This window comes from Spirosoma sp. 48-14 (assembly GCF_001898575.1).
Taxonomy (GTDB): Bacteria; Bacteroidota; Bacteroidia; order Cytophagales; family Spirosomataceae; genus Spirosoma.
On sequence record NZ_MKUD01000006.1, the window covers coordinates 83836 to 107176 of the forward strand.

Annotated in this window: 21 protein-coding genes; 5 read left to right on the plus strand and 16 right to left on the minus strand. The window is 47.2% G+C overall.

Going from position 1 to position 23341, the window contains the following annotated elements:
• Positions 1 to 46: 46 nt before the first annotated feature.
• From BGO59_RS05780 to BGO59_RS05795, 4 genes are all read right to left on the minus strand, one after another.
• Positions 47 to 1120: a galactokinase family protein gene (locus BGO59_RS05780; protein ID WP_293681997.1), complete on the minus strand. Its 1074-nt coding sequence runs from the start codon at positions 1118 to 1120 to the stop codon at positions 47 to 49.
• The gene (locus tag BGO59_RS05785; protein WP_293682000.1) at positions 1120 to 2340 is read right to left on the minus strand and encodes a sugar MFS transporter; all 1221 of its coding nucleotides are present in this window, start codon (positions 2338 to 2340) and stop codon (positions 1120 to 1122) included. Before BGO59_RS05785 ends, BGO59_RS05780 begins: the two co-directional genes overlap by 1 nt.
• 103 nt (positions 2341 to 2443) lie before the next feature.
• Positions 2444 to 3805 carry a Gfo/Idh/MocA family oxidoreductase gene (locus tag BGO59_RS05790; protein ID WP_293682003.1) on the minus strand — a complete coding sequence of 454 codons (1362 nt, stop codon included), beginning with the start codon at positions 3803 to 3805 and terminating at the stop codon, positions 2444 to 2446.
• Positions 3806 to 3883: 78 nt separating this feature from the next.
• The gene (locus BGO59_RS05795) at positions 3884 to 4990 is read right to left on the minus strand and encodes an MBL fold metallo-hydrolase (RefSeq protein ID WP_293682006.1); all 1107 of its coding nucleotides are present in this window, start codon (positions 4988 to 4990) and stop codon (positions 3884 to 3886) included.
• 300 nt (positions 4991 to 5290) lie between these two features.
• On the opposite strand from BGO59_RS05795, the gene BGO59_RS05800 reads away from it, so the two are divergent.
• Both BGO59_RS05800 and folE read left to right on the plus strand, forming a co-directional pair.
• Positions 5291 to 5752, plus strand: a complete 462-nt coding sequence (locus BGO59_RS05800) for a 6-carboxytetrahydropterin synthase (protein WP_293682009.1) — start codon at positions 5291 to 5293, stop codon at positions 5750 to 5752.
• Positions 5715 to 6473, plus strand: coding sequence for a GTP cyclohydrolase I FolE (folE, locus tag BGO59_RS05805; RefSeq protein WP_293682012.1), 759 nt, complete (start codon positions 5715 to 5717; stop codon positions 6471 to 6473). The genes BGO59_RS05800 and folE overlap by 38 nt, the downstream gene beginning before the upstream one ends.
• 105 nt (positions 6474 to 6578) lie before the next feature.
• Here folE and BGO59_RS05810 read toward each other — a convergent pair whose 3' ends face one another.
• Both BGO59_RS05810 and rho read right to left on the minus strand, forming a co-directional pair.
• A complete protein-coding gene (locus BGO59_RS05810) occupies positions 6579 to 7511 on the minus strand; it encodes a sugar phosphate isomerase/epimerase (protein WP_293682015.1) in 933 nt (310 codons plus the stop codon).
• Between the two features lie 188 nt (positions 7512 to 7699).
• Positions 7700 to 9919: a transcription termination factor Rho gene (rho, locus tag BGO59_RS05815; protein ID WP_293682018.1), complete on the minus strand. Its 2220-nt coding sequence runs from the start codon at positions 9917 to 9919 to the stop codon at positions 7700 to 7702.
• A 1065-nt stretch (positions 9920 to 10984) separates the two neighbouring features.
• Here rho and BGO59_RS05820 point away from each other — a divergent pair.
• Genes BGO59_RS05820 through lptC form a run of 3 tightly spaced genes read left to right on the plus strand, consistent with a single transcriptional unit; the run spans position 10985 to position 13643 of the window.
• Positions 10985 to 11779: a type III pantothenate kinase gene (locus tag BGO59_RS05820; protein ID WP_293682021.1), complete on the plus strand. Its 795-nt coding sequence runs from the start codon at positions 10985 to 10987 to the stop codon at positions 11777 to 11779.
• Positions 11780 to 11807: 28 nt separating this feature from the next.
• A complete protein-coding gene (locus BGO59_RS05825) occupies positions 11808 to 13037 on the plus strand; it encodes a hypothetical protein (protein ID WP_293682466.1) in 1230 nt (409 codons plus the stop codon).
• Positions 13038 to 13643: an LPS export ABC transporter periplasmic protein LptC gene (gene lptC / locus BGO59_RS05830; protein ID WP_293682024.1), complete on the plus strand. Its 606-nt coding sequence runs from the start codon at positions 13038 to 13040 to the stop codon at positions 13641 to 13643.
• Between the two features lie 32 nt (positions 13644 to 13675).
• Here lptC and BGO59_RS05835 read toward each other — a convergent pair whose 3' ends face one another.
• The 10 genes from BGO59_RS05835 to BGO59_RS05880 form a co-directional block, all read right to left on the minus strand.
• Positions 13676 to 14101 (minus strand): cytochrome c, encoded by a 426-nt coding sequence (locus BGO59_RS05835; protein WP_293682027.1) that lies wholly within the window; start codon positions 14099 to 14101, stop codon positions 13676 to 13678.
• Complete coding sequence (locus BGO59_RS05840) at positions 14098 to 14700, minus strand: SCO family protein (protein WP_293682468.1); 603 nt, start codon at positions 14698 to 14700, stop codon at positions 14098 to 14100. The genes BGO59_RS05835 and BGO59_RS05840 overlap by 4 nt, the downstream gene beginning before the upstream one ends.
• A gap of 34 nt (positions 14701 to 14734) precedes the next feature.
• Complete coding sequence (locus tag BGO59_RS05845; protein WP_293682030.1) at positions 14735 to 15190, minus strand: viral A-type inclusion protein; 456 nt, start codon at positions 15188 to 15190, stop codon at positions 14735 to 14737.
• A 107-nt stretch (positions 15191 to 15297) separates the two neighbouring features.
• A complete protein-coding gene (gene recN, locus BGO59_RS05850) occupies positions 15298 to 16959 on the minus strand; it encodes a DNA repair protein RecN (protein ID WP_293682033.1) in 1662 nt (553 codons plus the stop codon).
• Positions 16960 to 17001: 42 nt separating this feature from the next.
• Positions 17002 to 17907 carry a DUF4835 family protein gene (locus BGO59_RS05855; RefSeq protein ID WP_293682036.1) on the minus strand — a complete coding sequence of 302 codons (906 nt, stop codon included), beginning with the start codon at positions 17905 to 17907 and terminating at the stop codon, positions 17002 to 17004.
• Between the two features lie 50 nt (positions 17908 to 17957).
• Positions 17958 to 19202 carry a bifunctional phosphopantothenoylcysteine decarboxylase/phosphopantothenate--cysteine ligase CoaBC gene (gene coaBC / locus BGO59_RS05860; RefSeq protein WP_293682039.1) on the minus strand — a complete coding sequence of 415 codons (1245 nt, stop codon included), beginning with the start codon at positions 19200 to 19202 and terminating at the stop codon, positions 17958 to 17960.
• 117 nt (positions 19203 to 19319) lie between these two features.
• Positions 19320 to 19631, minus strand: coding sequence for a DNA-directed RNA polymerase subunit omega (locus BGO59_RS05865; RefSeq protein ID WP_020600056.1), 312 nt, complete (start codon positions 19629 to 19631; stop codon positions 19320 to 19322).
• Positions 19632 to 19712: 81 nt separating this feature from the next.
• Positions 19713 to 20606 carry an outer membrane protein assembly factor BamD gene (locus tag BGO59_RS05870; RefSeq protein ID WP_293682045.1) on the minus strand — a complete coding sequence of 298 codons (894 nt, stop codon included), beginning with the start codon at positions 20604 to 20606 and terminating at the stop codon, positions 19713 to 19715.
• Positions 20607 to 20730: 124 nt separating this feature from the next.
• Complete coding sequence (locus BGO59_RS05875; protein ID WP_293682048.1) at positions 20731 to 21396, minus strand: T9SS type A sorting domain-containing protein; 666 nt, start codon at positions 21394 to 21396, stop codon at positions 20731 to 20733.
• A 95-nt stretch (positions 21397 to 21491) separates the two neighbouring features.
• Positions 21492 to 23330, minus strand: coding sequence for an OstA-like protein (locus BGO59_RS05880; RefSeq protein ID WP_293682051.1), 1839 nt, complete (start codon positions 23328 to 23330; stop codon positions 21492 to 21494).
• Between the last annotated feature and the right edge of the window lie 11 nt (positions 23331 to 23341).

The window sequence follows — 23341 nt, forward strand, 5'->3', positions numbered from 1 at the left end:
GATCGCCAACCCCTCTGCCACAACAGGAGAGGGGTTGGCGATCAGATTAACGTAACGATGTCCCTTTATCAATCGTAATTATATAAGCTTTGCCGCCTTCGCGTTCTATGGCTTCGGCTACACGTTCGGGTTCATTAGGCGCATAGGCAAACATGCAACCGCCCCCACCCGAACCGTTGATTTTTCCCCCTAAGGCTCCTGCATTCAGAGCTGCATCCAGCATCCGGTCTATTTTTGGAGTACTAATGCGCTGTGCTTCCCGGAGGTTGGTCTGATGATCGGTCAGGAGTTTGCCAAAATGAACATGATCCAGCTTGTTATCAGCTTTGAGAACGGTCAGAGCTTCACGTAAAATATCGCGGTTCGATAGATTTCCTTTCAGCAGGATGTAATCGTCTTTACTCAGAAAATCCTTGAACTCGCCTACTTCGGTAATCTCAAAATCGGTTAGCGAAAATACCGGATTGATCGACTTGAGTTTCTGAATGATGTCGAGCATCCCCAGTTTTACCCGTTTCAGAATGCCGATGGTATCTTTGGGCTCCTGCGAATCGCCGAGAACAAACGTACCTAAAGCCGGATGAAGCTTTTCCAGGTGAATTTGTGGCTGCGACTCCAGGTAGATCACATCACCAACCGCCGTTGAGTAATGATCCATCATACCACCCGGTTCGCCAAATTCCAGGACTTCGGCGACATAAGCTAGTTCGGCCAGCCGTTCCTGCGAAAGCTGCCGGGGCTCGTCGGCCAATTGGGTGAGTGTATGGAGCCAGGTAACCAGTAAGGCCGATGAACTTGATGTCCCTGAATTAATGGGAATATTCCCCCGTACTTCACCCTCAACACCTTTCGAAAACGTAAACCCTTCCCGCAACAGAACATTCACACCCGATCGGAAATAGTCGCGGATTTCCGGGTAAGGCAGTGGCGTCCCATCGAATGGAATAGCAATTGATGATTGAATGTCAGGTAATTCCAGCCAAAATCCCAACTTGTCGGTGTTATGCGCTGATACCTGAATCCGACGCGAAATAGCAGCTGCTATGACGGGCAGCCCTAAATAATCCTGGTGCTCGCCAAACAGGCAGATACGCCCTGGTGTAGATACTGTAATCGACATTACCAGCTTGTTTTCTTATACCCTACTGTTGCGTAGTACAGAATGTAGCCGAAAAGCGGTAACAATAAAGCGTAAGCCATTTTAGGGCTGATGGCATCGGTCAGATAGCCATGTAACAAGGGCAGTAAAGCCCCTCCTGCAATAGCCATAATGAGTAAGGCCGAGCCGAGCTTGGTAAATTTCCCCAGCCGATTCAGGGCGAGCGGCCAGATAGCTGGCCAGGTGGGGGCAATAGCAAAGCCCATCAGAGCAATGCAGAGTACGGATGCAAACCCATCGGTTGCCAGAGCGCCGACCGTTAGGAGCAAGGCCAGAATCATGCCATAACGTAGCGCATTTTGTTGGGAAATCCAGCGGGGAATGGCAATGATACCCAGCAGATACCCCACTAGTAGGCCAACCAGTGTATACGTTGTAAAATGTTTCGCTTCATCGTTACTGAACCCAATGGCATGTCCGTAGCTAATGATTAAGTCGCCTGTTAATACTTCAGCACCTACATAGCAGAACAGCGCCAGAACACCCAGTACCAGGTTGGGGAATGCCCAGACACTGTCATGAATAGCGGTCTTATCGGCTGGGGCGTCGTCCTGCTCTTCCGATACTTCGGGTAGATTGGAGAATCGGATCAGGCCGGCTAATACGACCAGAACACCCGTTAGAACCATATAAGGGGTTACTACTTTTTCGAGCGAAGCGGCTCCAACGGCTTCGTTGGCTCCCGATAGTAGTAATCCACCAAAAATAACCTGACTACAGATACCGGCCAGTTTGTTGGCGATCCCAAGAAAACTAATTCGTTGAGCCGCGCTCTCACGGGGCCCCAGGATGGTGGCGTACGGATTAGACGCCGTTTGCAAAACCGTTAGCCCGATACCGATAATGAATAACCCAATCAGGAACAAAGGATAGGAGACCGACTTGGCTGCCGGAACGAAAATCAGGGTCCCTACGGCCATTACCAATAAACCCAGCGACATCCCATTTTTAAAACCAGTGCGTTTGAGCACTGCCGACGACGGGATCGCCATTACGGTGTATGAAATAAAAAAGGCAAATGCAACCAGCGTCGACTGAAATGATGTCAGGCTGAAGGCCTGTTTAAAAAAAGCAATCAAGACGCTGTTGACCCACGTTACGAAGCCAAAGACGAAAAAAAGAGCCCCAATAATAAGTAGAGGGCCTGTGTAATTCTGGGTTTTAGAAGGTGCCTGAACCAAGATTTCTAAAAGGTTTTAAAAATTGCAGGATTTTGTATTTGTGAAAAGGATTCCAATGTTAACAAAATCCTGCCAATCTTTTTAACCCTGCATGAATCCCAGGTTAGAAATTATCCGTTAAACCGAAGATCGGCTTGTTCGTTTTCCATTTCCCCCGCGTGAAATCCGGTATTTCGACAGACTTGCTACCACCGGCAATACTTTGCTCCGATAGTGGGCTGATAGCGCTCCAGACGGCAGCGTCATAGACGTCGATCGGTGGTGGGGTTTTAGCTTTGACCGACTCAATAAACGCTCGGAGTACAAAAAAATCGATGCCCCCGTGTCCGGCGTTTTCGGCCGTTTGCGCATGCCGTTTCCACAACGGGTGGTCATATTTCTCCTGATAGGGGGCAAAAGGTTCCCAGTTGTGTGGTTTAGGACTGGTACCTTCCAGATAAATCATATCGTTGTCGTCCATCCAGATGCCTTGCGTTCCCTGCGCCCGAAAACCTAGTGAATAAGGGCGTGGGGAGTTCGTGTCGTGGATGATAACGATATTCTCTCCATTGGCGCACTGGACCATTGTCGTGACCACATCGCCTAGTTTGAAGTTGACTTTCGCATTGGGGTGATTCGGGCCACCTTTGTCGACAACGTATTTGTGTAGCCCCCGACTTTTTGTGGCCATAGATGTCAATCGGACAAATTGATTACCCCGGTTGATATTTAACCAGTGCGCAACCGGACCAAGACCATGTGTAGGGTAAAGGTCACCGTTACGGTCGACTGAGTGCTGCGTGCGCCAATGGGCTTCTGAATAGCCTTTAGCACCAAACTCTGCTCCAACACCACCAATGGATTTTCCATCGTTGAATTTGATGTTCCGTAGATCGTGCTGATAGCCACAGTGCGCGTAAAGCATCTCGCCAAACATACCCTGCCGAATCATGTTGAGTACGGACAGTACATCGCGCCGATAACAGACGTTCTCCAGAATCATGCAATGAGAGCCCGTTTTTTCAAATGTATCGACCAGATCCCAAGACTCTTTCAGTGTAACGGTTGCCGAAACTTCTACAGCTGCATATTTACCGGCTTTCATGGTAGCTACTGCCATAGGGACATGCCATTCCCAGGGAGTGGCAATCACGACACCATCTATGTCGTCACGCTTAAGCATGTCACGGAATGCTTCGTCGCCTTTGCCATAAACAGCGGGCTCTTTTCGGCCTGCTTTGGTAATCATCGCTTTGGTGCGGCTTATAGCTTCCGGGTCTGGGTCACAGATAGCGGTTATCTGCACATCATCACGGAATAAAGCCTGGGCAACGTGACTACGGCCCCGTGCACCAACACCAATAAAAGCTAGCCGAACAGTCGGGTCGGCGGGTTTGGCTCCGGTAAGAATGGCTGGGAAAACAGACGCGGCTGTTCCGGTTATGGTAGCTGTTCGAATAAACTGACGTCGGGTAGGGTTCTGCATACTACTGGGTTGCGAATGTCGGTTAACGACTCAAAGAAAGCCGTTTTAGTCTAAAAAACATACGTGCAGACGACTTAATCAGAAATTCCACCAAACGGTACGCGGATAAGATGCATTCAGAACTACGGGTTCGCCAATATGGGGTGTTGTTACATCCATGCCTTGCTGTTCCGATTTTTTGAGAAGCCGTTGAATCGGTTCATTCCACGCGTGCATGGCCAGCGAAAATTTGGCCCAGTGAACAGGTAGAATCGTACGGGCACGCAAATCCTGGGCAGCCGTAACCACTTCTTCGGGAAACATGTGAATATTGGGCCAGTCGCGACCGTATTGGCCACATTCGAGAATGGCCAGGTCGAATGGTCCGAATTTATCCCCAATTTCCTGAAAGTGTTTGCCAAAACCCGAATCGCCACCGACAAACAATTTATAGCCGTGTAATTGCAGAACGAAACTGGTCCATAGGGTTTTGCCACGTGCAAAACTTCGCCCGGAAAAGTGCCGGGCCGGTGTGGCGGTAAGTTCAATATCGGGCGCTACCGATTGACGCTCCCACCAGTCGAATTCAACAATCTGGTCGGGCCGGGCACCCCAGCGTTCGAGGTGTGCACCAACACCCAGCGCGGTATAAATTTTCTTAACCTTCGGAATCAGTTGACTAATGGTTGGGTAATCCAGGTGATCGTAGTGATCGTGGGTAAGAATCAGGTAATCGATAGAGGGCATATCCTCAACACCATAGGCATCGGAGCCAGGGTACGATTTGCCAAAAAACGAAACGGGTGATGCATTGCCGCTGAAAACCGGGTCGACCAGAAGGTTAACGCCTTTTGATTTGATCAGGTATGAGGAGTGGCCAAACCATACAATCGTGGGCTTATCATCAGTTAATGTTTTTAAATCCGTTTTTACAGTGGGTATTGGGCGAGGAGGGATGTTGTTTTGAGGCTTGTTCAGGTTTTCCCAAAGTATATTTATGTAGGAAGCCCCTTCGCGCATGGTAGGAGTAAATTCCAGATTCTGAAAAGCGCCGTCGCGATAGTTGGGCGAGTGTTTAATCCGCTCGAGCCGTGCATCGGCTGGATCGCTGCCGAATGGACTTTGTTTCATGAATACAGCGGTGGATACCACTAAGCTCAGAATAATGATGGTGATAACTAACATGGTAGTTCGAAAACGTTTCATGGGTGCAAAACGGGTGTTGTAGAGTTGAGGTTCCCGACGCACTAAAGGGAATGGATAAGAGGGAACAATCGCGTATGGGTGGATGTTATAAACTCGAAACGGTGCAAGGTTTGTTTATCCTGTTTATTTTATTTTGTTTAATATATTTCAGTAAACGTTGAACAAAAATTGCCCTAAGCTGGTTAATCAGCTATCAACTGCATACGAAAGAGCGTATTGGCTACACGCTCTGCTGTCTGCCTGTGTTGTACACATACTTTGTAACGACAGGTTGATTGATAGTTTTTCGATAGGTCTTTTATGGAAACTTCCACTGTAGATGTTCCCCGAACGGACATTACCAGGGTGCATACTCCCCGGGTAGCTGTATTTCGGAAAGAACACTTTAATGCGGCTCATCGTCTGAACAATCCGAATTGGTCGGATGAGAAGAACGCACGCGTATATGGCAAATGTAACAACCCGAACTTTCACGGTCATAATTACGACCTGATTGTGCAGGTTACGGGACCGATCGATCCTGAAACCGGCTACGTCATCGATATGAAATACCTCGGTGACCTGATGAACCAATATGTCATTAGTCGCTTCGATCACAAGAACCTTAATCTCGATACCGAAGAATTTGCAGATCTGAATCCGTCGGCTGAGAACATTGCTATTGTTATTTATAACCTTTTGCGTCCCCATCTGAGCGACAGCTTGGACCTTAAAATCAGATTGTATGAAACTGAACGGAACTTCGTCGAGTACCCCGTCTAATGGCCTGACTGTAGCGGGTGTCCATCAAAATGGTCATAGCTTAAATGGGCATTCACACGACGAATTAGTGGATGAAATCGGTGACGCACACGGTGCTGCCGCAATTGATACACCAATGCGCCCTGATGCGTTTGCACTGGATGATGACTTTAAAATCGATCTGATTGAAGAGCACTTTCGGGAAATTATGAACATTCTGGGCCTCGATCTGACCGACGATAGCCTGAAAGGGTCCCCCCGGCGCGTGGCTAAAATGTATGTGAAGGAAGTGTTTAGCGGCCTGAATCCGGCTAATAAACCGGACGTAACTTTGTTCGACAATAAGTTTCGGTACAACGAAATGCTGGTCGAGAAAGATATTACTGTCCAGACCTATTGCGAACACCATTTCGTGCCCATCATTGGCAAAGCGCATGTAGCGTATGTATCGAGTGGCAAAGTGATTGGCTTATCGAAACTAAATCGGATTGTGGAATATTTCTGTAAACGTCCGCAGGTTCAGGAGCGGTTGACTGTTCAGATTGCTGATGAACTGAAACGTGTATTGAAAACCGACGATGTTGCCGTCATTATCGATGCCAAACACCTTTGCGTATCCACGCGGGGTGTACGCGATGTAAACAGCTCGACCGTCACCTCATCGTATAGTGGTAAGTTTGCAGACGAAGCCACCCGGCAGGAGTTGTTACGCATTGTTACTCAGCCGAGTGTGAGCCTCTAACGTAACGAGGCTGGAAAGCCGTGAAGCCGAAGACTTATGGTAGCAGCCATTAGCGCTTTGCCCTATAAGTCTTCGGCTTCACGGCTTTCTAGCCGCGTTACTGGTTTATACAATTGGCCCTACGCGTTCCAGTAAGGCTTTTGATTTACGGATACCATCGTATTCGTCCAGTGTATTGCCTTCATATTCGATGCCCACGATGCCTTTGAAACCACTGCCTTTCACGATTTTCATGATACGGTTATAGTCCGTTTCTACACAGTTGCCACTGCCATCGAAGTTGTAGAACTTCGCTGATACCCCTTTGGCAAATGGCATCATTTCCTGAGTACCCTTGTAGCGGTCGTATTCTTCAATGCAGGAAAAATCTTTGCCTGGGCTGTGCTTCATACAGAAATTGCCGAAGTCAGGTAGAGTGCCTACATTTTTCATATTCACTTGTTTCATGACATTCGCAATCCATTCACCATTCGACGAATAGCCCCCGTGATTTTCAACGATAACGTTGATAGTCATGGTTTTAGCAAATTCGCCTAGCTTGCTCAAACTTTCGATGGCACCTTTGGCTACTTCTTCGGCCGTACCTTGTCCGGCAGCGTTGACCCGAATGGTTTTACAACCCAGGTATTTGGCGCATTCGACCCACTTATGGTGATTTTCGATCGCTTTGGCACGTTCGGTGGCATCGGTAGCGCCCAGATTTCCCTCGCCGTCGATCATGATGAGGTGGTTGCTAATGCCATTGTCTTTGCAGCGCGTCAGTAGATCGTTGAGGTAAGTTTTGTCCTGCGCTTTATCTTTAAAGAACTGGTTGACATACTCCACAATGCTAATGTCGAACTCTTTACGGGCGATAGCCGGAAAGTCCAGATTAGTAATCTTTTTGCTAAACAGCGCCTTATGGAGCGACCACTCGGCCAGCGAGATGTCGAAAAACATCTTTTTGGCAGGTGCTTCGGCAAAGGCCTGGGGCAATATGGCCAGGCTGGCCAGCGAGCCAGCAGCCTGTTTCAGAAATGAACGACGATTAGTGGTCATCACGCAATAGGTTTTACAGGTTGATTGGGCAGTATTGAACCGCTTTTCGAAGTGAAAAAGCAATTCAACCAGTGGAAATACTTGTTTAGGAAATACGCCACCACGCCGACGGATTAGCTCTTTTATAACTCAGCCCCCATAAGTCTGACCTATGGGGGCTGAGTTATTTGTGATCTGGGAAATGCTAACTATCGATTCATGGAAATGAGGAACTCTTCGTTGGTGCGGGTTCCTCTCATCCGGTCGAGCAGGAAGTCCATGGTTTCCATCGGGTTCATGTCGGCCATGTGCTTGCGTAAAATCCAGACGCGTTGTAGGGTTTCTTTGTCAAGCAACAAGTCTTCCCGGCGGGTGCCCGAAGCCAGTACGTCAACGGCTGGGTAAACCCGCTTGTTGGCCAGCTTCCGATCGAGCTGGAGTTCCATGTTACCCGTTCCTTTAAATTCTTCAAAGATAACCTCATCCATTTTCGAGCCGGTATCGATCAGGGCTGTGGCAATAATGGTGAGCGAACCGCCATTCTCTACGTTCCGGGCTGCGCCGAAGAAGCGCTTCGGACGATGCAGGGCATTGGCGTCGACACCCCCCGACAGAATTTTACCCGACGATGGCACTACCGTGTTATAGGCCCGGGCCAGACGCGTAATGGAGTCAAGCAGAATCACTACATCATGACCACATTCGACCATCCGCTTTGCTTTTTCCAGCACCATACTTGATACTTTCACATGGCGGTCGGCCTGTTCATCGAAGGTTGACGAAATCACTTCGGCATTCACACTCCGAGCCATATCGGTTACCTCTTCCGGGCGTTCATCGATCAGCAATACGATCAGATAAATTTCGGGGTGGTTTTTCGTAATAGCATTGGCGATCTCCTTCAGCAATACGGTCTTACCCGTTTTAGGCTGAGCAACGATCATTCCGCGCTGACCTTTCCCAATTGGTGCAAACAAGTCCAGTACCCGGGATGAATAGTTCTCGGGCCGAGTACTCAACCGAATGTGTTCTTCCGGGAACAGGGGTGTCAGGTATTCGAACGGAATACGATCGCGGATTTCTTCTGTCGTTTTACCATTTACGGTTGATACGCGCAGAAGCGCAAAGTATTTTTCGCCTTCTTTCGGTGGGCGGATAGCACCTCGAACAGTATCGCCGGTTTTCAGGCCAAACAACTTGATTTGAGAAGGAGATACATAGATATCGTCGGGGCTAGCCAGGTAGTTGTAGTCGGCCGAACGCAGGAAGCCATAGCCACCATCGGACATGATTTCCAGAACACCTTCATTGTCGATGATTCCGTCGAACTCCCGAATATGCTGGTTATACTGACGTCGGATACGATTCTGATATTCCTGGGCTTCGCGGCTTGGCTGGTTCAGTTGAGGCTGAGCGATTTGGCCTGCATCGACAGGTAGCGACTGGTCTGGTTGTATATCGGTTGGTGCATCGGTGGGGTCACTCGTTGGAGGAGTAACTGAGACAATCGATTCGGCTGTCGATTGCATATTCGGTGCTGTATCGTCCGAAACAACAGTTGGTGTCAGGAAGTCGTCGTCGGCCTGGCCTCCGTAGTTCAGAGTCAGTTCATCCGTGGCGACGCGCGGTGTGCGTGGGCGAGGTTCACGACGTTGATTATTGTCGCGAGGATTACTGGTACCCGATCCGCTTTCATTACGTTCCCGGTTCGGTTCGAATCGCTGCCGATTATCACGTTGCCAGTCTTGGCGGCCATTTCGGGGCTGATTCTGGTCCTGGCGACCATTCCGGTCTCGGTCGTTTCGGGGTGGAGCCTGCCGGAACGACCGCTCTGTACCATTCCCTCCTTCTTCGCCTTCGCGTCGACCTTCTGTCCGGTTGCGCCCCTGCTGATTATACTGACCATTTCGTGGGTTAGTATCGCGCGTGTCGCGTTGCTGGCGGAACGGTTGCGAGGGCTCTGATGTTGGCTCAGTCGATGTCGTTTCAGGCTCGGCTGTTGTGGTCGTTGTGGTGTTCTCTACGATTGGAGCGGGTTGCTCGGCTTCGGTTGTTTCAGCCGAGGGAGTGCTCGCCTTTGTTGTGTCAACCCGGTCACGCCGAGCGCGTTGACGGGGCTGTGGAGCTGCATCGCTAACCGTTGCAGTTTCTACAGGCTGAATTTCTGGAATAGGAGTTACCTCTGTAGAGACCGAGGCTTCAGTAGTCGATACGGCTGATTTAGGACGTCGACTACCACGCTTAGGTGCTTCAGTCGGTACGGCCACAGCCTCAGTTTCGGCTGGACTGGGTTGTTCCGACTGTTGTTTTATGATTTCGTAAACCAGTTTTTCTTTGGTGTATTTGGAAATATTACGGATACCGAATTGCTCGGCAATGGGGTGAAGTTCCTCGCGGGACTTCTTGTCTAATTCTTCTTTCTTGAACATAAAGGTCAGGTAATAAACCTTAAAAGAACCGCCTGCGCGGTGATGATGGAATCTGGGGATGTTTGATTTTAAGAAACCGCTTTCGTGATAGGCGAGTTAAGGGACCGCATATGGGCTGCGTGGGGAAATGGATTAATCAAATTAACCTCAACCGATTTGTTTACTTAGGTAATGAACTTGAATTCGAACTACATTAAAACTGGGATTGTTTGCCGATTCCTACTATAACCGTCTGGGGGAGGCCAGATAAGATGATTATGAGCGTGCTGGGAAAATGGCGGTTCGCCGTGGCGATGATCTGCCGTCGCTATGGATTCCTTTTTAAACCCTGTCTATCGACTCGTAATGATGACAAAGGTAATAGTTTGTTGCAGTCTTGTCAAGAGAACGTTATTTCAAATGAATTGTTTCCTTTTCGCATAAAAAATTGAGTTTCTATAGATACGCCCGAGTTAATAAATCTGTTGCGTTCGATATATTGGTTTAGCGATTGAGAACGAAGAAAAACAAATGAAGGAGAAAACCCAAAATGAGTGGCTGGATTCGCTTAATAATTAATTTACCGGTTATGATTCGCTACTCGTAGCTAATGCGATAGAAAGATAGGGGTTTCAAGAATATGTCAGTAAGAAATTCGGTACTTTAATGAAAAGATTTATCGATGCTCCGTAACGGTGTCCTATTATTGTAGCTTCCGCCAACCATATGATAGAATCGCTACAGTCGTTTACTGTCGAGATGAATACCGCACCGATGAAGAATAAATTTGGGGGAATGGTTGATTATCGTTAGTTAGGTAAAGATTATAGGCCGTCAACTAATTTTATACCTCTGTAGAGTATAGTTTACGATGACTCTGTAGCTAGCGACACGAAAGATGAGAGGGTTGATGTTGCGTTGAAGAAGATTCAGCATTGTTTGAAGAGGCAATATTCGCAATTCAGGCATAATCCTCAACTGATAAAAGGTCTGGCCGAATCAGGCATTATTGTCGTTAAAAATCCTTAAAACCAGAAAGAATTACAAATTTTGTGCGCTCGATCAGCGTTGCACTTGCGTATACGGATGCAGACAGATACATACCCTGTTAATCCATCAACAGCTCTCAATCTGGTTGTTGATTGGGGAAATTCAAGCCTGAAAACCGGCTGGTTCGACGGTGAAACACTAGTAAAAACGGCGCGTTATAATACCCCTGATGCACTGCTGGCCGAATTTGTTCATCAGCCGGTAGCGCATGTACTGGTTTCATCAACCAGCCGGCCTGCCGACGAGATCCGAACGGGCTTCATGGGATTACAACGTAAGTTTATTGTATTGGATAGTCAAACAGCATTACCCATACGCAAAGCGTACGATACACCCCATACGCTGGGCGCCGATCGGGTAGCAGCTGCAGTGGGGGCTTTTGCGTTGTATCCAGGCTGTGCCTGCCTGGTGCTCGATCTTGGTACCTGTCTGACAGCCGATTTGATCGATCAGGACGCTGTGTTTCAGGGAGGTTTGATTTCGCCAGGTCTACGCATGCGGTTTCGGGCGATGCATGAGCAGACGGCTCGGCTGCCACTGGTTGAAGCGCCTGTAGCGTGGCCTGCGCTAACGGCTAAGAATACGCAGGCGGCTATGCAGAGCGGTGTGGTAAACGGACTGATGTTTGAATTGAATGGGATTATTGCTGCATATCGTGCAGAACGGCCAGAGATTGTGGTTTTACTATGTGGGGGAGATGGCCCCGCCTTTGAAAGTCGTCTGAAACCGCCGATATTTGCAGTCCCAAACTTGGTATTGATTGGGTTGAATCGAATTTTACGCTATAATGTTGATAATTTACAAGCGAATACGCCAGATAATCATACCTAGTTTGCTGGCTGTTGCTGCGACTTCGCCAATGAGTTTGGCGCAGGGCCTAGGGAATTCACCTTATTCGGCTATGGGGATCGGCGAACTATACAGTTCGGCTCACGTAACCAATATGGGTATGGGTGGAGTTGGGGTTAGCAATGCCAGTGCCTTTTATATGAACCTCCAGAATCCGGCTCTGTTGGCTCGTCGGACTCGTTTCACCGTTTTTGAAGTTGGGCTGTTGGGGGAGTCGAAAGGCCTTAGCCAGAATATCAGCAACGAATTACGGAACCAGAACAACACGGCAGGTAACCTGGGGTATTTAGCTCTGGCTTTTCCGGCCAACTCACGCTGGAATATGGCTATAAGCTTAAAGCCTTATTCGTATGTAAACTATAAAACAGAACAACAGTCTACTGTACCGGGATCAATATACCCTACTAAATATACGTATACCGGACGGGGTGGTTTAAATAAGGCTACGTTCTCCAATGGTGTGCGGGTAACCAAGAATATTTATCTGGGTGCGGAGGCTTCTTTCCTGTTTGGTAATATCACGTATTCATCCAATTCCTACATCAATACCGGGAGTTCTGATGTGTTGGTGAATCGTTTGAACCGAGTTACGTATAGTGACGTTGTCTTCAAATTGGGTGGTGCCTGGCGCCCTAAATTAAGCGAAAACTGGACGCTGAATGTTGGGGCAACCTATGAACCTCAAACGGGTGTGAAGGCCCAGCAAACCGATATTTATCAGCAAACGACAACCGACCAACTCGCTATTAACGCGCCCGACACCCTTAAGCTCAACTCAGCAGGTAAGGCCATTTTACCAAATCAGATGAACTTTGGTATTAGCATTGAGAAGAACAACTCATTGCTGGTAGGCGTTGATGTAGGCATGCAACAGTGGAGTGATTACCGGACGTCTGATAATAAGCCTGGAAATCTGCATAATACAATTTCGGTGGCGGGTGGTGTTGAATTTACACCTAAACCAACATCGAATCGCTACTGGGATCTGGTCACTTACCGGGCCGGTTTTCAATATAACCAGATGCCTTACCTGATTGGTGGATTAAAAATTAATGATGTCAACGGTAGCCTGGGACTATCCCTTCCGCTTGGGTCATATCTGGTAAACCATGTGAGCCTATCGGTTGTGGCTGGCCAACGTGGTGTACTGACCGCCAATCAAATTCGGGAACGTTACGTACGAATTGCCTTAGGCTTCTCACTGAATGACTGGTGGTTCCGTAAACCAGTAATTGATTAAATGAGTAATGCACAATGTAAAAGGTATAATGAGCAAGGGATAGTGAGGTTTGGCCGACTTGCCAAAGCGGGTGGTTACTTAGTATTCATTATTCATTGTACATTTTTCCTGATGGCTTGCGGAGATCCGAAGCAGGCGAAAAAAGTAGAACCCTACAGTGGCCCCATCGAGGAAATTAATGATGTAAAGTTATTGTACAGTGAGGCCGCTATGCTCAAGGTTAAGCTAACTACGGCCAAACAACTTCGCTATGTAAACGATAATCGACGGTACCCGAAACCCATTCAGATTGTGTTTTATGGGCCATCTGGCGATGAAGTGACAACCGTTCGCTCTGACTCGGGCCGTTACGACAAGGCAAAAGATATCTATGTCGTTATTGGGCATGTAGAGGTGTTAAACAAGCAGAAACAGGAAAAGCTACTCACTCCCGAACTTACCTGGAACCCCATCACCAAGAAAGTTTATACCGACAAGCCGGTGACGATTCTTAGCCAGTTGACGGGTGAAAAACTCTACGGTATCGGTCTGGATGCCAATCAGGACTTTACGAAATACGCCATCCGCAAGGTAACGGGCGTTTTCAATGTCGATGCGGGTATTTAAAATCGCCAGTTACACGAATTATTGACGGACGATCATTTACTTTCGGCACACTTCTTCAGAATAGGCGTGACTGTTTTTACATCAGTCACTTTGGTTTCATTTCCCCACTCGTTGTAGATATACGTGGCTAGTTCGGCAATCTCCAGATCGCTTAGTTGCGGTTGTGGCGGCATTGGCCGATTATATGATTTGCCATTCACTACAATTTTTCCCTGCTGTCCATAACGCATTAAACAGATTATCTGGTTCTTATTGGTCAGGTAATCGGATTTGGCAATAGGCGGATATAGTTCGGCCAGCCCTTCCCCTTTGGGCTGGTGGCAGTTGGCACAATTATTCTTGTAGATCAGAATACCTTCTGTAATGTATCGTTGCCGCTTTATTTCTTCTTCACTTTGACACGACAGACAGGCGATAAAAACCGTAATTACTATTAAAAAACCAGTTAATCGGATCATGATTTATACTCGGCCAATAGTCGCTCCATATCAGCCATTAGTTTATCGACTCCTTCTTCAGTAGTGCCGTCGTAAATTCCTCGAATGCGTTTCTGCTTATCGACCAGAATAAAGGCTCCGCTGTGTACAACACCACCCGGTGCCGACGAATCTTCCTGAGCTGTTACCATATAACTGTTCTGGCCGATCTCATAAATCTTTTCACGGTCGCCCGTTACAAATAGCCATTGGCGGCCTGTGACGCCCAGATTCTGGGCAAACTCTTTCAACACCGCTACTGAATCGTGGGCCGGATCGATGGTGTGCGACAGGAGCATAACATCTGGATTACCCTTAAACTTGTCGTACACTCGTTTGAGTTGCACCTTCATTTTAGGGCAAATCGTGGGGCAGGTCGTGAAAAAGAAATCAGCTACATAGATTTTTCCATCCAGATTTTTGGCCGTGACAGTGTCGCCATACTGACTCACAAAGTTGAAATTGGGGATGGTATGATCAATCGAGTCGGTTACGGTTTTACCGTCGACGACTTTCGTAATCGCTTCCCGTTGGCCTAGAATAGGGAGTTTATCATCGGAGCCCGTTCCGCAACTCCACAGTAGGCTAACAAGTGCAGGAAGACAGGCCCAGGCTTTAAGGCTTGCCCAAAAACTGGCGGGACTGTTCAATACTGGTTGTAACACGTTTTTTAACATCCGTAATTTGATCTTTTTGCGCAGCCAGATAGTTCAGCGCTTCTTCAGAGGAAATTTTAGAAAGGGTATCGCCGTTATAGTGCGACATCCAGCTCATCATCAGGCTATCAGCGATGGCGAGATCGGTAACAAGGCGGGTCGCCTGCTCTTTTTCTTCGTCAGTTCGTAGCGTGGCGGAGGCTGAGCCGCTGGCCTTTAGACTGTCGAGTGAGGTAATTCGTTGCTTTAACTGTTTTTTCAGCTTCAGGATGTCATCAATTTTCGGCATAACTTCATCATGAATAGCCAGCACTTCATTCTCACTTTTTTTAACAGCTTCTTCGCCTGAGTTACAGGCTAATAATAAAGCGCCATAAACAATTGATAGAACGGCGGTACGTATCGGTGTATGCATGGGAAAGAGTAGGTAGGAGGGATGATATAAGATATAAAAGCATGATGTATTTCGCTGATTATGAACACAATATTTCAGACTTCATACATCCTGCCTTATACATTAATTTAGTTTTGTCGTTGTTTAAGGATTTCTCGGGCATTTTTAAGGGCACTGGCGGATGGATTTTTACCACCGATCATCTGGGCAATTTCAGTTATTCGCTCGTCCTGCGTTAGTTTTTTAATTCGGCTAACCGTTTTGTCGGATGAATGGTCTTTATACACAAAGTAATGCGCTGTGCCCTGGCCTGCAATCTGGTGGAGGTGCGAAATAGCGATAATCTGATGACTTCGGGCCATATCGCGCATCATGTTGCCCATTTTAATAGCAATTTCACCCGAAACACCCGTGTCGATTTCATCAAAGACAATGGTAGGCAAGGATCGCTTGCTGGCCAGAATATATTTAATAGCCATCATGAGTCGCGAAAACTCACCACCCGACGCTACATTTTTTAACTGCTGTGGTTTAACGCCTTTGTTGGCACTAAATAAAAACGAAATCGTATCGACACCGGTTGGAGAGGCTTTAGTCGTTTCTGCGTCTATTCTGAGTGACGCGTTGGGCATGCCCAAATCGTGCAGTAGACTACCAATTTCGGTTTCGATAGAGGGCAACACCGCTTTTCTGGACTCCGACAAGGCTTCGGCACTGATCTGAAGTTGTGCGTAGGCGGCCGAAGCCTGGGCTTTGGCATTGGCTAGTGCATCATCCAGATTGAGTACTTTGCTCACTTTCTTTTCAAGCTCATTACGCAGTGCAATAAGCCCATCCACATCTTTTACCTGGTGTTTGGTCTGGAGTTGATAAATCAAATTCAGCCGTTCGCGAATGGTTTCCGCACGGGTATCATCAACTTCCACCCGGTCCTGCTCCGTACTGATTTCGTCGGCCAAATCCCGCAGTTCGATCAGGCTGCTCTGTGCTCGATTCTGGAGTTGCTCATACTGGTCCGACAGTTTACTGATATAAGCCAGGTTGCTAACTGTGCTTTTCAGGAAATCGATGACCGACTGTTCGGCATTATCGAGGTATTCGTAGGCCAGTTGCAGCCGTTCCTTAATTTCTTCTGCGTTTTCCAGGATCGTTAGTTCCTGTTCGAGGGTTTCCTGTTCGTCGGGTTGTAACTGGGCTTTGACGAGTTCTTCGTACAAAAAATTGTTGTAGTCGAACTCTTTACGCATGGCCGAAGCTTCGGCCTGTAGTTGGTCGTAGGCCGTTCGTTTGGTTCGGTAGGATTGATAATCAGAGCGGTATGTTCTAAGTAATCCGTCGTTCTGGGCGTATGTATCGACAATCTCGAGCTGATATTCATTGGAACCAAGCAGAACCGAATCATGCTGCGAGTGAATGTCCATCATCTGGCTTGTTACCCGGCGAAGGGTTTCCAGATTAACGGGGGTATCGTTGACGAAGGCCCGCGATTTTCCACTGACACTAATTTCCCGACGAACGATGCAGGTATTGGAATAATCAAGTTCTTCTTCGTCAAAAATACGTTCGATTGCATAGCCTGAAACGCCAAATGTGCCTTCGATAACGCACTTTTTTTCAGGGTTATACAGTACACGGGTGTCGGCTCGATTGCCCAGCAAAAGACCGATAGCACCCAGCATGATGGATTTGCCAGCTCCCGTTTCGCCCGTGATGATATTCAGCTCACGGTCGGGGGTGAGTTCCAGCTCTTCAATCAGTGCGTAATTTTTTATTAGTAAATGCGAAAGCAAAATCTATAAGAAGTTAACAGTGGACAGTTTGTGTGAGTATGCTCACTGCACTAGTTTTCGGTATTTTTCGGTCTTGGCCGGGTCTAAATAGGACAACAAATCAAAGGCTTTCTGGCGTTCAGTAGACGTCCCTTCGAATAAAATATTATACAATTCTTCCGACTTCGCGTCAAAAAACGAATTGAGTAATACCGAGTTAGGAAGTTGCAGCCCAATTGTCCGAATCGTGGTCAATAAGTCAAGCGTTTGTTTGCGAACCTGAACCGGATTAGCTGCAAATATATCAAGGCCCTGACGATGATAGGTGTACATACCATCGCGAAAAGGAATTAGTTGCTGATTTTGCATATTTTCAATAAGCCAGTATCGGTTACGTCGGTCACCACCGGCTTGCCACGCTCCGTTTGGGGAGCCTTGTTGGGCCAGGTTCGTAATGGTATAGGCCCGCTGGATAAAGGGCGTACCACCTTCCTTGCTGAACGTGTCATAATCGACCGCCAGAATGACATTTGCGTAAAATGCCAATAGGGAAGTCAGGTCATCAGAGTACTGATTTTCCCGAAAATAAACGGGCGTTGTAGGCAGGTAAACAAAGTTGAAGGCACGGTCTACATAGCTGAAAATAGTGGTTTCGTAGTTGGTGCCATAAACGGGACGGGTCGCTATGATTTGAGCCGTAGCTTCAAACACGCCCTGTGTCAGGGATTTAACCAGGTTAATATTGATCGAGCAGTTAATTCGTTCATTCACAGCAAACTGGTCGTTACTCCAGCGTCGGTTGTTCATGAATTCCGTAATGATGCCCTTCAACTGGTTGACGTACGAAAAATCAGTTTTTTGCTGAGCAAATAACTGGTCGGAGTTGATATTGACCTGGCAATTTAATTCCTGTGCCCGCGCCGAACCAACCAGACAACTCAAAACCAATAAGACATATAGTATTTTCATGACAATGACTCTATGAATGTATGTCTGCGTTGTATCTAGTTCACGGAGACTCATAGAGAGTTAAGTTTATCGACTACCAGCCTGACAAGATCCTGGGCTACTTCATCTTTTGATTTAAGCGCAAATTCGTAGGTTTGGTTGTCTTTGTCAATAACGGTGATTTTATTGGTATCGTGTCCGAAACCGGCACCTGGATCGCGTAGTGAATTTAATACAATCCAGTCTAAATTCTTAGCGTGAAGTTTCTTTATTGCATTCTCTAGCTCATTATCCGTTTCGAGGGCAAACCCCATCATCAATTGCCCGGCCTGCTTCTGGTTTCCGAGCGTAGCAGCAATGTCGATGGTTTTAGTCAGTTCAATAGAAAATGTGCTTTCCTTCTTTTTAATCTTTTTATCGGCGGGGTGAGCAGGTGTGTAATCCGCTACGGCAGCACTCAGAATCACAATATCGGCGTCGCTAAAAATGGCCTGCGTAGCATTATACATTTCTTGTGCCGATCGCACTGAAATACGTTCAATAGTTGTAGCAGGTACAGGCAAAGCCGTTGGCCCACTTACTAAGGTTACATCAGCACCGGCCATCGCAAAGCCTTTGGCGATGGCATAGCCCATTTTTCCGGTCGAATGATTGCTAATGTATCGAACGGGGTCGATAGGTTCCTGCGTAGGGCCTGCCGTAACCAGCACTTTTTTTCCTTGCAATATACCTGGTTTCAGAGAGGATGTTTCGACTGCCTGCAAAAACACTTCCAGCGTATTCAAAATCGCTTCAGGTTCCGCCAGTCGGCCTTCACCAACCAATCCACTGGCTAGTTCACCGTGTTCGGCTTGAATGATGTGGTTACCAAACGATTCGAGCCTACGAAGGTTTTCGACCGTTGTTGGATGGTGATACATATCCACGTCCATGGCTGGGGCGAAAAACACAGGACAGCGGGCAGATAAATAAATCGCCGACAGTAAATCATCGCAAAGCCCGGTGGCGCACCGTGCCAGTGTACGAGCAGATGCGGGTGCGATGACTATAACATCTGCCCACAACCCTAGTTCAACATGATTGTTCCAATGTCCATCACCCGCTTGATCTGATGCTGAATGAACGAATGAAGAGAGGACCGGGCGTTTTGACAGGGTTGCCAGCGTTAGCGGTGTGATAAATGACTTGGCCGACTCGGTCATGACTACCTGAACCTCAGCTCCGGCTTTTATCAGAAGCCGTGTCAATAGGGCTGATTTATAGGCTGAAATACTACCCGTTACGCCCAGAAGAATTCGTTTGCCTGCAACAGACATAATATCAGTAAGTCGATAGTGAGCTGTGTATATCCTTAGTTCTACCGACTGGTTTAAATAGTAAAACCGCACGGCAAATCTACCATGCGGTCTTGAAAAACAGACGAGATAATTGCCTTATTGCTGTGGCTCGTCGTTATAACGCCAGTAGACTTTACCTTCCAGAAATTCGTCGGTAGCGATAGACGTTGGTTTCGGCATCCGCTCGTAAAACTTCGAAATTTCGATCTGCTCCCGGTTTTCGAAAACTTCTTCCAGATTGTCGACTGCCGATACAAACTCGGACAGTTTGTTGCTCAGCTCCTCTTTATTTTTGGTGGCAATCTGCCGGGCACGTTTCGAGATAATCGAAACCGATTCATACAGATTACCAGTCTGGGCCGCAATTTTATCGTTGTTGCGGGTAATAATAGATTGATTGGTTGCCATAGCTGCTCGTTTACCGTTTACCGTTTTTAGTTTTCTGTACCAGCATTAACTCTGAACAGTAGACCATGAACTGTAAACTATTTAATTGGCCGCTGTTACTTTAGCGGGTTGGTTTTTATGCTTTTCTCTTTCCTTTTCTCGCTCCTGTTCTAGTTTATCCAGGCGCTCAATTTCTTTCTGGCTGGTTTCGTACATTTTCTCCGACTGCTTAACGTACTTGCTGTTCGGATACTTATCGACGAATGCCTGATGATAACTGATTGCTTCCTGATAACGTTCCTTCTGCTTTGTTTCCAGGCTGTTCTGGGCCAGACTAAACTCCGCATCTACTTTTTTGAAGGCTAGTTCTTCGTTATATTCCGAATCAGGAAACTCTTTCTGGAAGTTATTGATCGCTACTACAGCCGATTTATAGGCGGCAATATTAAAGCCACTTGTTTTGTAATACAGCAAAGCCTTCTCGTATGCTTTCCGTTCCAGTTTGCCTCTGAGTTCTAAAATTTGCTTCGTAGCGTCTTCTTTATATTTACTGTCGGGGTAAGCGTTGATAAAGTCCTGTAGGGCCGACGTAGCGGTAAGGGTATTCGACTGGTCGAGGTTAAAGGAAGGTGTGTCTTTGTATAGCGAGTAGGCATACATATACATCGCTTCCTGAGCATAGTCGGATCGGGCGAAGGTTTCGTAAAACTTCTTGAATAGCGTAGCACTCAGAAGGTATTGCTGTTGATGAAACTGGGTATAGGCGTAATAAAATTGCGCCATCTCTGATTCATTACTTCCTTTCAGAACGGGAATCAACTCCTCAAACAATAGACCAGCCCGATACCAGTCGCGTTTAGCATAATATTCAAGAGCGCCTTTATACTTCTGATCGTCGCTACCACTTTTCTGCAATTTTGCGAATGGACTACACGAGCCCAGTAAAAACATAACGCAAATACCTAGCAGAATCTTACCGAAATGACGTTGTTGCATATGCGTGCAAAGATACAAAAAAAATACAGGCTACACCGTTTTAACGACGGTACAGCCTGAGATAGTGCCAAAAATAATCAACAGATACGGCTGTTTAGATTATTTTAACAAATGCTGTTTGGGTTTACTGATGCCGGACGAGTAACCGCTTGGTTGCCACTTTCTTACCATCGACGGTGAGTTGGTACAGATAGTAACCTGTATCCAGTGGCCGTGTCACAATCCGTACTTTTCGATTGCCCGGTTCGAGTTCGATCTGCTCATAACCTGCCACGGGCGTTCCAAGGATATTTAGCAGCGCCAACTTCGCTTCTGAGCCAGTTCCGGCAAACTGATAGTCGAGTTCGGCGACATCATCGGCCGGGTTCGGATACGCATTCGAAACCCAGAGCTTCTCGCTGTTGAACAATCGGCTGTCGGCTTTTATTTCCTGAGAAGCGGCAACGCGCAGCTCGGGTGTAGAGGCTGGGGCATTTTCTGCTGAGCTTGCCCGAGCGGCTGACTTAGAACCCGACTTCGGCAGCAACAGTGACCGATAGTGTTCGTTAATGGCGCTATTTTTGTTAAGCGTTATCGACCGATCGAGCCCAGATAAACTCGGATTGGGAACCATCGAAAAGCGTTGTGATGGTAAGCGGGTCGAACTGGTTTTTTGGGGTGATGATGTTCGACCCAGTTCGAGTCGGCTTCCTTTCCGAGCATCCGAATCCCGGAGCGCTACCTGCGCCCTAATCGGGATCGTTGCCGTCAGCAAGCCCATCAATACACCAATAAGTATAAATTGTTTCATGTAAGTCTCCTTCAGATACACACGTATTCAACACAAACCTATTCACCGCAAAAGACAAAGTCAACGGGGTATCGTCTAAAAAATTGTTAAAACGGTCAATTATTAGCTTTTTGAACCAATTTTTGAGCCAAAGGTTTAGTTTGACCCTTATTTTTTAATGGTTTTTTTACCGCTGGCTGCTCTTTTGGCGGAACTTCAAGCCAGAGAACCTGATTTTTGGTTGGCTTTTCGGCATCGCGCCAGCGAAACCCGTCAAGCTCCTGCACCTCGCCTGTGATTTCTTTGGGCGGAATCAACTGTGAATCCGGATGCCCGTAAAATCGAATTCGGCCGACTTTATTATCGTTGAATTCAATGTTCATTTTGCTGCATTCAACGTGATTCAACCCAATCATTTTATTTTGTTCGTTGAGTGCATAATAAATGCTTTGGCCATTGCCATCAACGATGACGCGCTCAAGCGTGGTTTGCTCCTGTAGCGTTGCCGTTTTTGAGGTGGGTACTGTACTTGTTTTCTCTAGTACGCGTTTAGGCAGGCTATTCGTTGCAACGGCTGAATTATTTCCTGGACTAGTAGCTTTAATCGTACTTTTCGGGTCGGTTTTACTGTTTGCCAGAGCGTCGGGAAGCGTATCTGTCGAGACTAGTTTTGTGGTAAAATAAGCGGTAACCGTACGCCCTTTTATCTGGTTAAAATTCTTTAGAGTATCCAGTGAAATAACAAAAGATTTTGTCTTTAAAAAGAGGGTATTGATTCTATTGTTTTTAAGCAAAGCCCGCATCGAGTCGGCTTCCATCTGGTATTTATTCTGGCTCCAGACAACCGGCTTTTTATAAAAATAAATAGTCGAATCAGCCGTGTCGTAAATAAGAGAATCACATTTGCTTTGTAGGTCAGATTTATAAACGAAAACGTTTTTATGAGCCAGAAGACGACGTGTATTGGTTACTTTGTTATCGAAGGAGAACAGTGTGTCGGCTCGCAAAAAGAGGGTGTCTTTAGAAGCTTCGTTCCCTATACTTTTCGCCACGGCATGACCTGTCACGCGTGAAATTCCTATTTTGCCATTGTATCGGACGTGATCACCCAGAATAACCGCTTTCTGATCTTTAGCAACCATAATGACCTTGCCTTTGGCGATACCGAGTTCGGTTGCGTTATCGTAATAGAGGGAGTCGCCGGTCAGGCGGTATTTGGGTGTTTCGACGGTAGCCCGACGTTCGAAGTTGGAGATTCCGGTCGTTGTATTGTACTGACCCGCAATGGCTGTCAGTACCCCATCTTTATTGGTGATGCGCGTTGGGCCCTGAAAGGTAGCAATGCGTGAAGTAGAGTTGTACAGTAATGAATCGGCTGTCAGGATACCTTTAGTATTGACTAGTCGAACATTCCGACGAAACGTAAATAACTTGGTGCGCGTATCATAATACCCTTCCCGACTGGTTAGCGTATTTTCCTTATCGACAATACGACCCGGAGTGGGGTAGTGCGCAATACCCGATACCATATTGTAATCGAGCTGTGCGGTAGTCAGGGTCATTTTACGATCGCGCATGGTTACGTGGCCCCGCATATTGGCCTGACGAGTGCTGCCATAATAAAACATGGTATCGCCCTTCACCGAAATGGTATCTCCCTGAATGAGCCTGACATTTCCGTAAGCCTCAATTATATTCATGGTCACATTCTGAACCGCCAGGTTGCAGTACATGAGGACACCTTTATGCCGTAACCGCACGTTATTATGGAGTTTGCGCACCACCTGGCCCGGAACGTTAAGCACAACCAGGCTATCGGCGTGGAATAACTCTACTTTATCACCGGCGGAAGCCGTAGATGAAGTAGGAGCGACCTGCGCCAGAACGTTACCAGATGGTGCCAGTAAACTGAACCCCAGGGCCAGCATTAGCAAACGAACGAATAAACGAATCATATTGACAAAAC

Bases quoted from the DNA above. Each gene is read 5' to 3' on its own strand.
- rho (WP_293682018.1), bottom strand. From the start codon at position 9,919: ATGTTCAAGAAAGAAGAATTAGACAAGAAGTCCCGCGAGGAACTTCAC.
- BGO59_RS05810 (WP_293682015.1), bottom strand. From the start codon at position 7,511: ATGACCACTAATCGTCGTTCATTTCTGAAACAGGCTGCTGGCTCGCTG.
- lptC (WP_293682024.1), top strand. From the start codon at position 13,038: ATGAGTAATGCACAATGTAAAAGGTATAATGAGCAAGGGATAGTGAGG.
- folE (WP_293682012.1), top strand. From the start codon at position 5,715: ATGAAACTGAACGGAACTTCGTCGAGTACCCCGTCTAATGGCCTGACT.
- BGO59_RS05825 (WP_293682466.1), top strand. From the start codon at position 11,808: ATGAGTTTGGCGCAGGGCCTAGGGAATTCACCTTATTCGGCTATGGGG.
- BGO59_RS05820 (WP_293682021.1), top strand. From the start codon at position 10,985: ATGCAGACAGATACATACCCTGTTAATCCATCAACAGCTCTCAATCTG.
- BGO59_RS05870 (WP_293682045.1), bottom strand. From the start codon at position 20,606: ATGCAACAACGTCATTTCGGTAAGATTCTGCTAGGTATTTGCGTTATG.
- BGO59_RS05835 (WP_293682027.1), bottom strand. From the start codon at position 14,101: ATGATCCGATTAACTGGTTTTTTAATAGTAATTACGGTTTTTATCGCC.
- BGO59_RS05790 (WP_293682003.1), bottom strand. From the start codon at position 3,805: ATGCAGAACCCTACCCGACGTCAGTTTATTCGAACAGCTACCATAACC.
- BGO59_RS05845 (WP_293682030.1), bottom strand. From the start codon at position 15,190: ATGCATACACCGATACGTACCGCCGTTCTATCAATTGTTTATGGCGCT.
- BGO59_RS05780 (WP_293681997.1), bottom strand. From the start codon at position 1,120: ATGTCGATTACAGTATCTACACCAGGGCGTATCTGCCTGTTTGGCGAG.
- coaBC (WP_293682039.1), bottom strand. From the start codon at position 19,202: ATGTCTGTTGCAGGCAAACGAATTCTTCTGGGCGTAACGGGTAGTATT.
- BGO59_RS05795 (WP_293682006.1), bottom strand. From the start codon at position 4,990: ATGAAACGTTTTCGAACTACCATGTTAGTTATCACCATCATTATTCTG.
- BGO59_RS05880 (WP_293682051.1), bottom strand. From the start codon at position 23,330: ATGATTCGTTTATTCGTTCGTTTGCTAATGCTGGCCCTGGGGTTCAGT.
- BGO59_RS05875 (WP_293682048.1), bottom strand. From the start codon at position 21,396: ATGAAACAATTTATACTTATTGGTGTATTGATGGGCTTGCTGACGGCA.
- BGO59_RS05855 (WP_293682036.1), bottom strand. From the start codon at position 17,907: ATGAAAATACTATATGTCTTATTGGTTTTGAGTTGTCTGGTTGGTTCG.
- BGO59_RS05865 (WP_020600056.1), bottom strand. From the start codon at position 19,631: ATGGCAACCAATCAATCTATTATTACCCGCAACAACGATAAAATTGCG.
- BGO59_RS05800 (WP_293682009.1), top strand. From the start codon at position 5,291: ATGGAAACTTCCACTGTAGATGTTCCCCGAACGGACATTACCAGGGTG.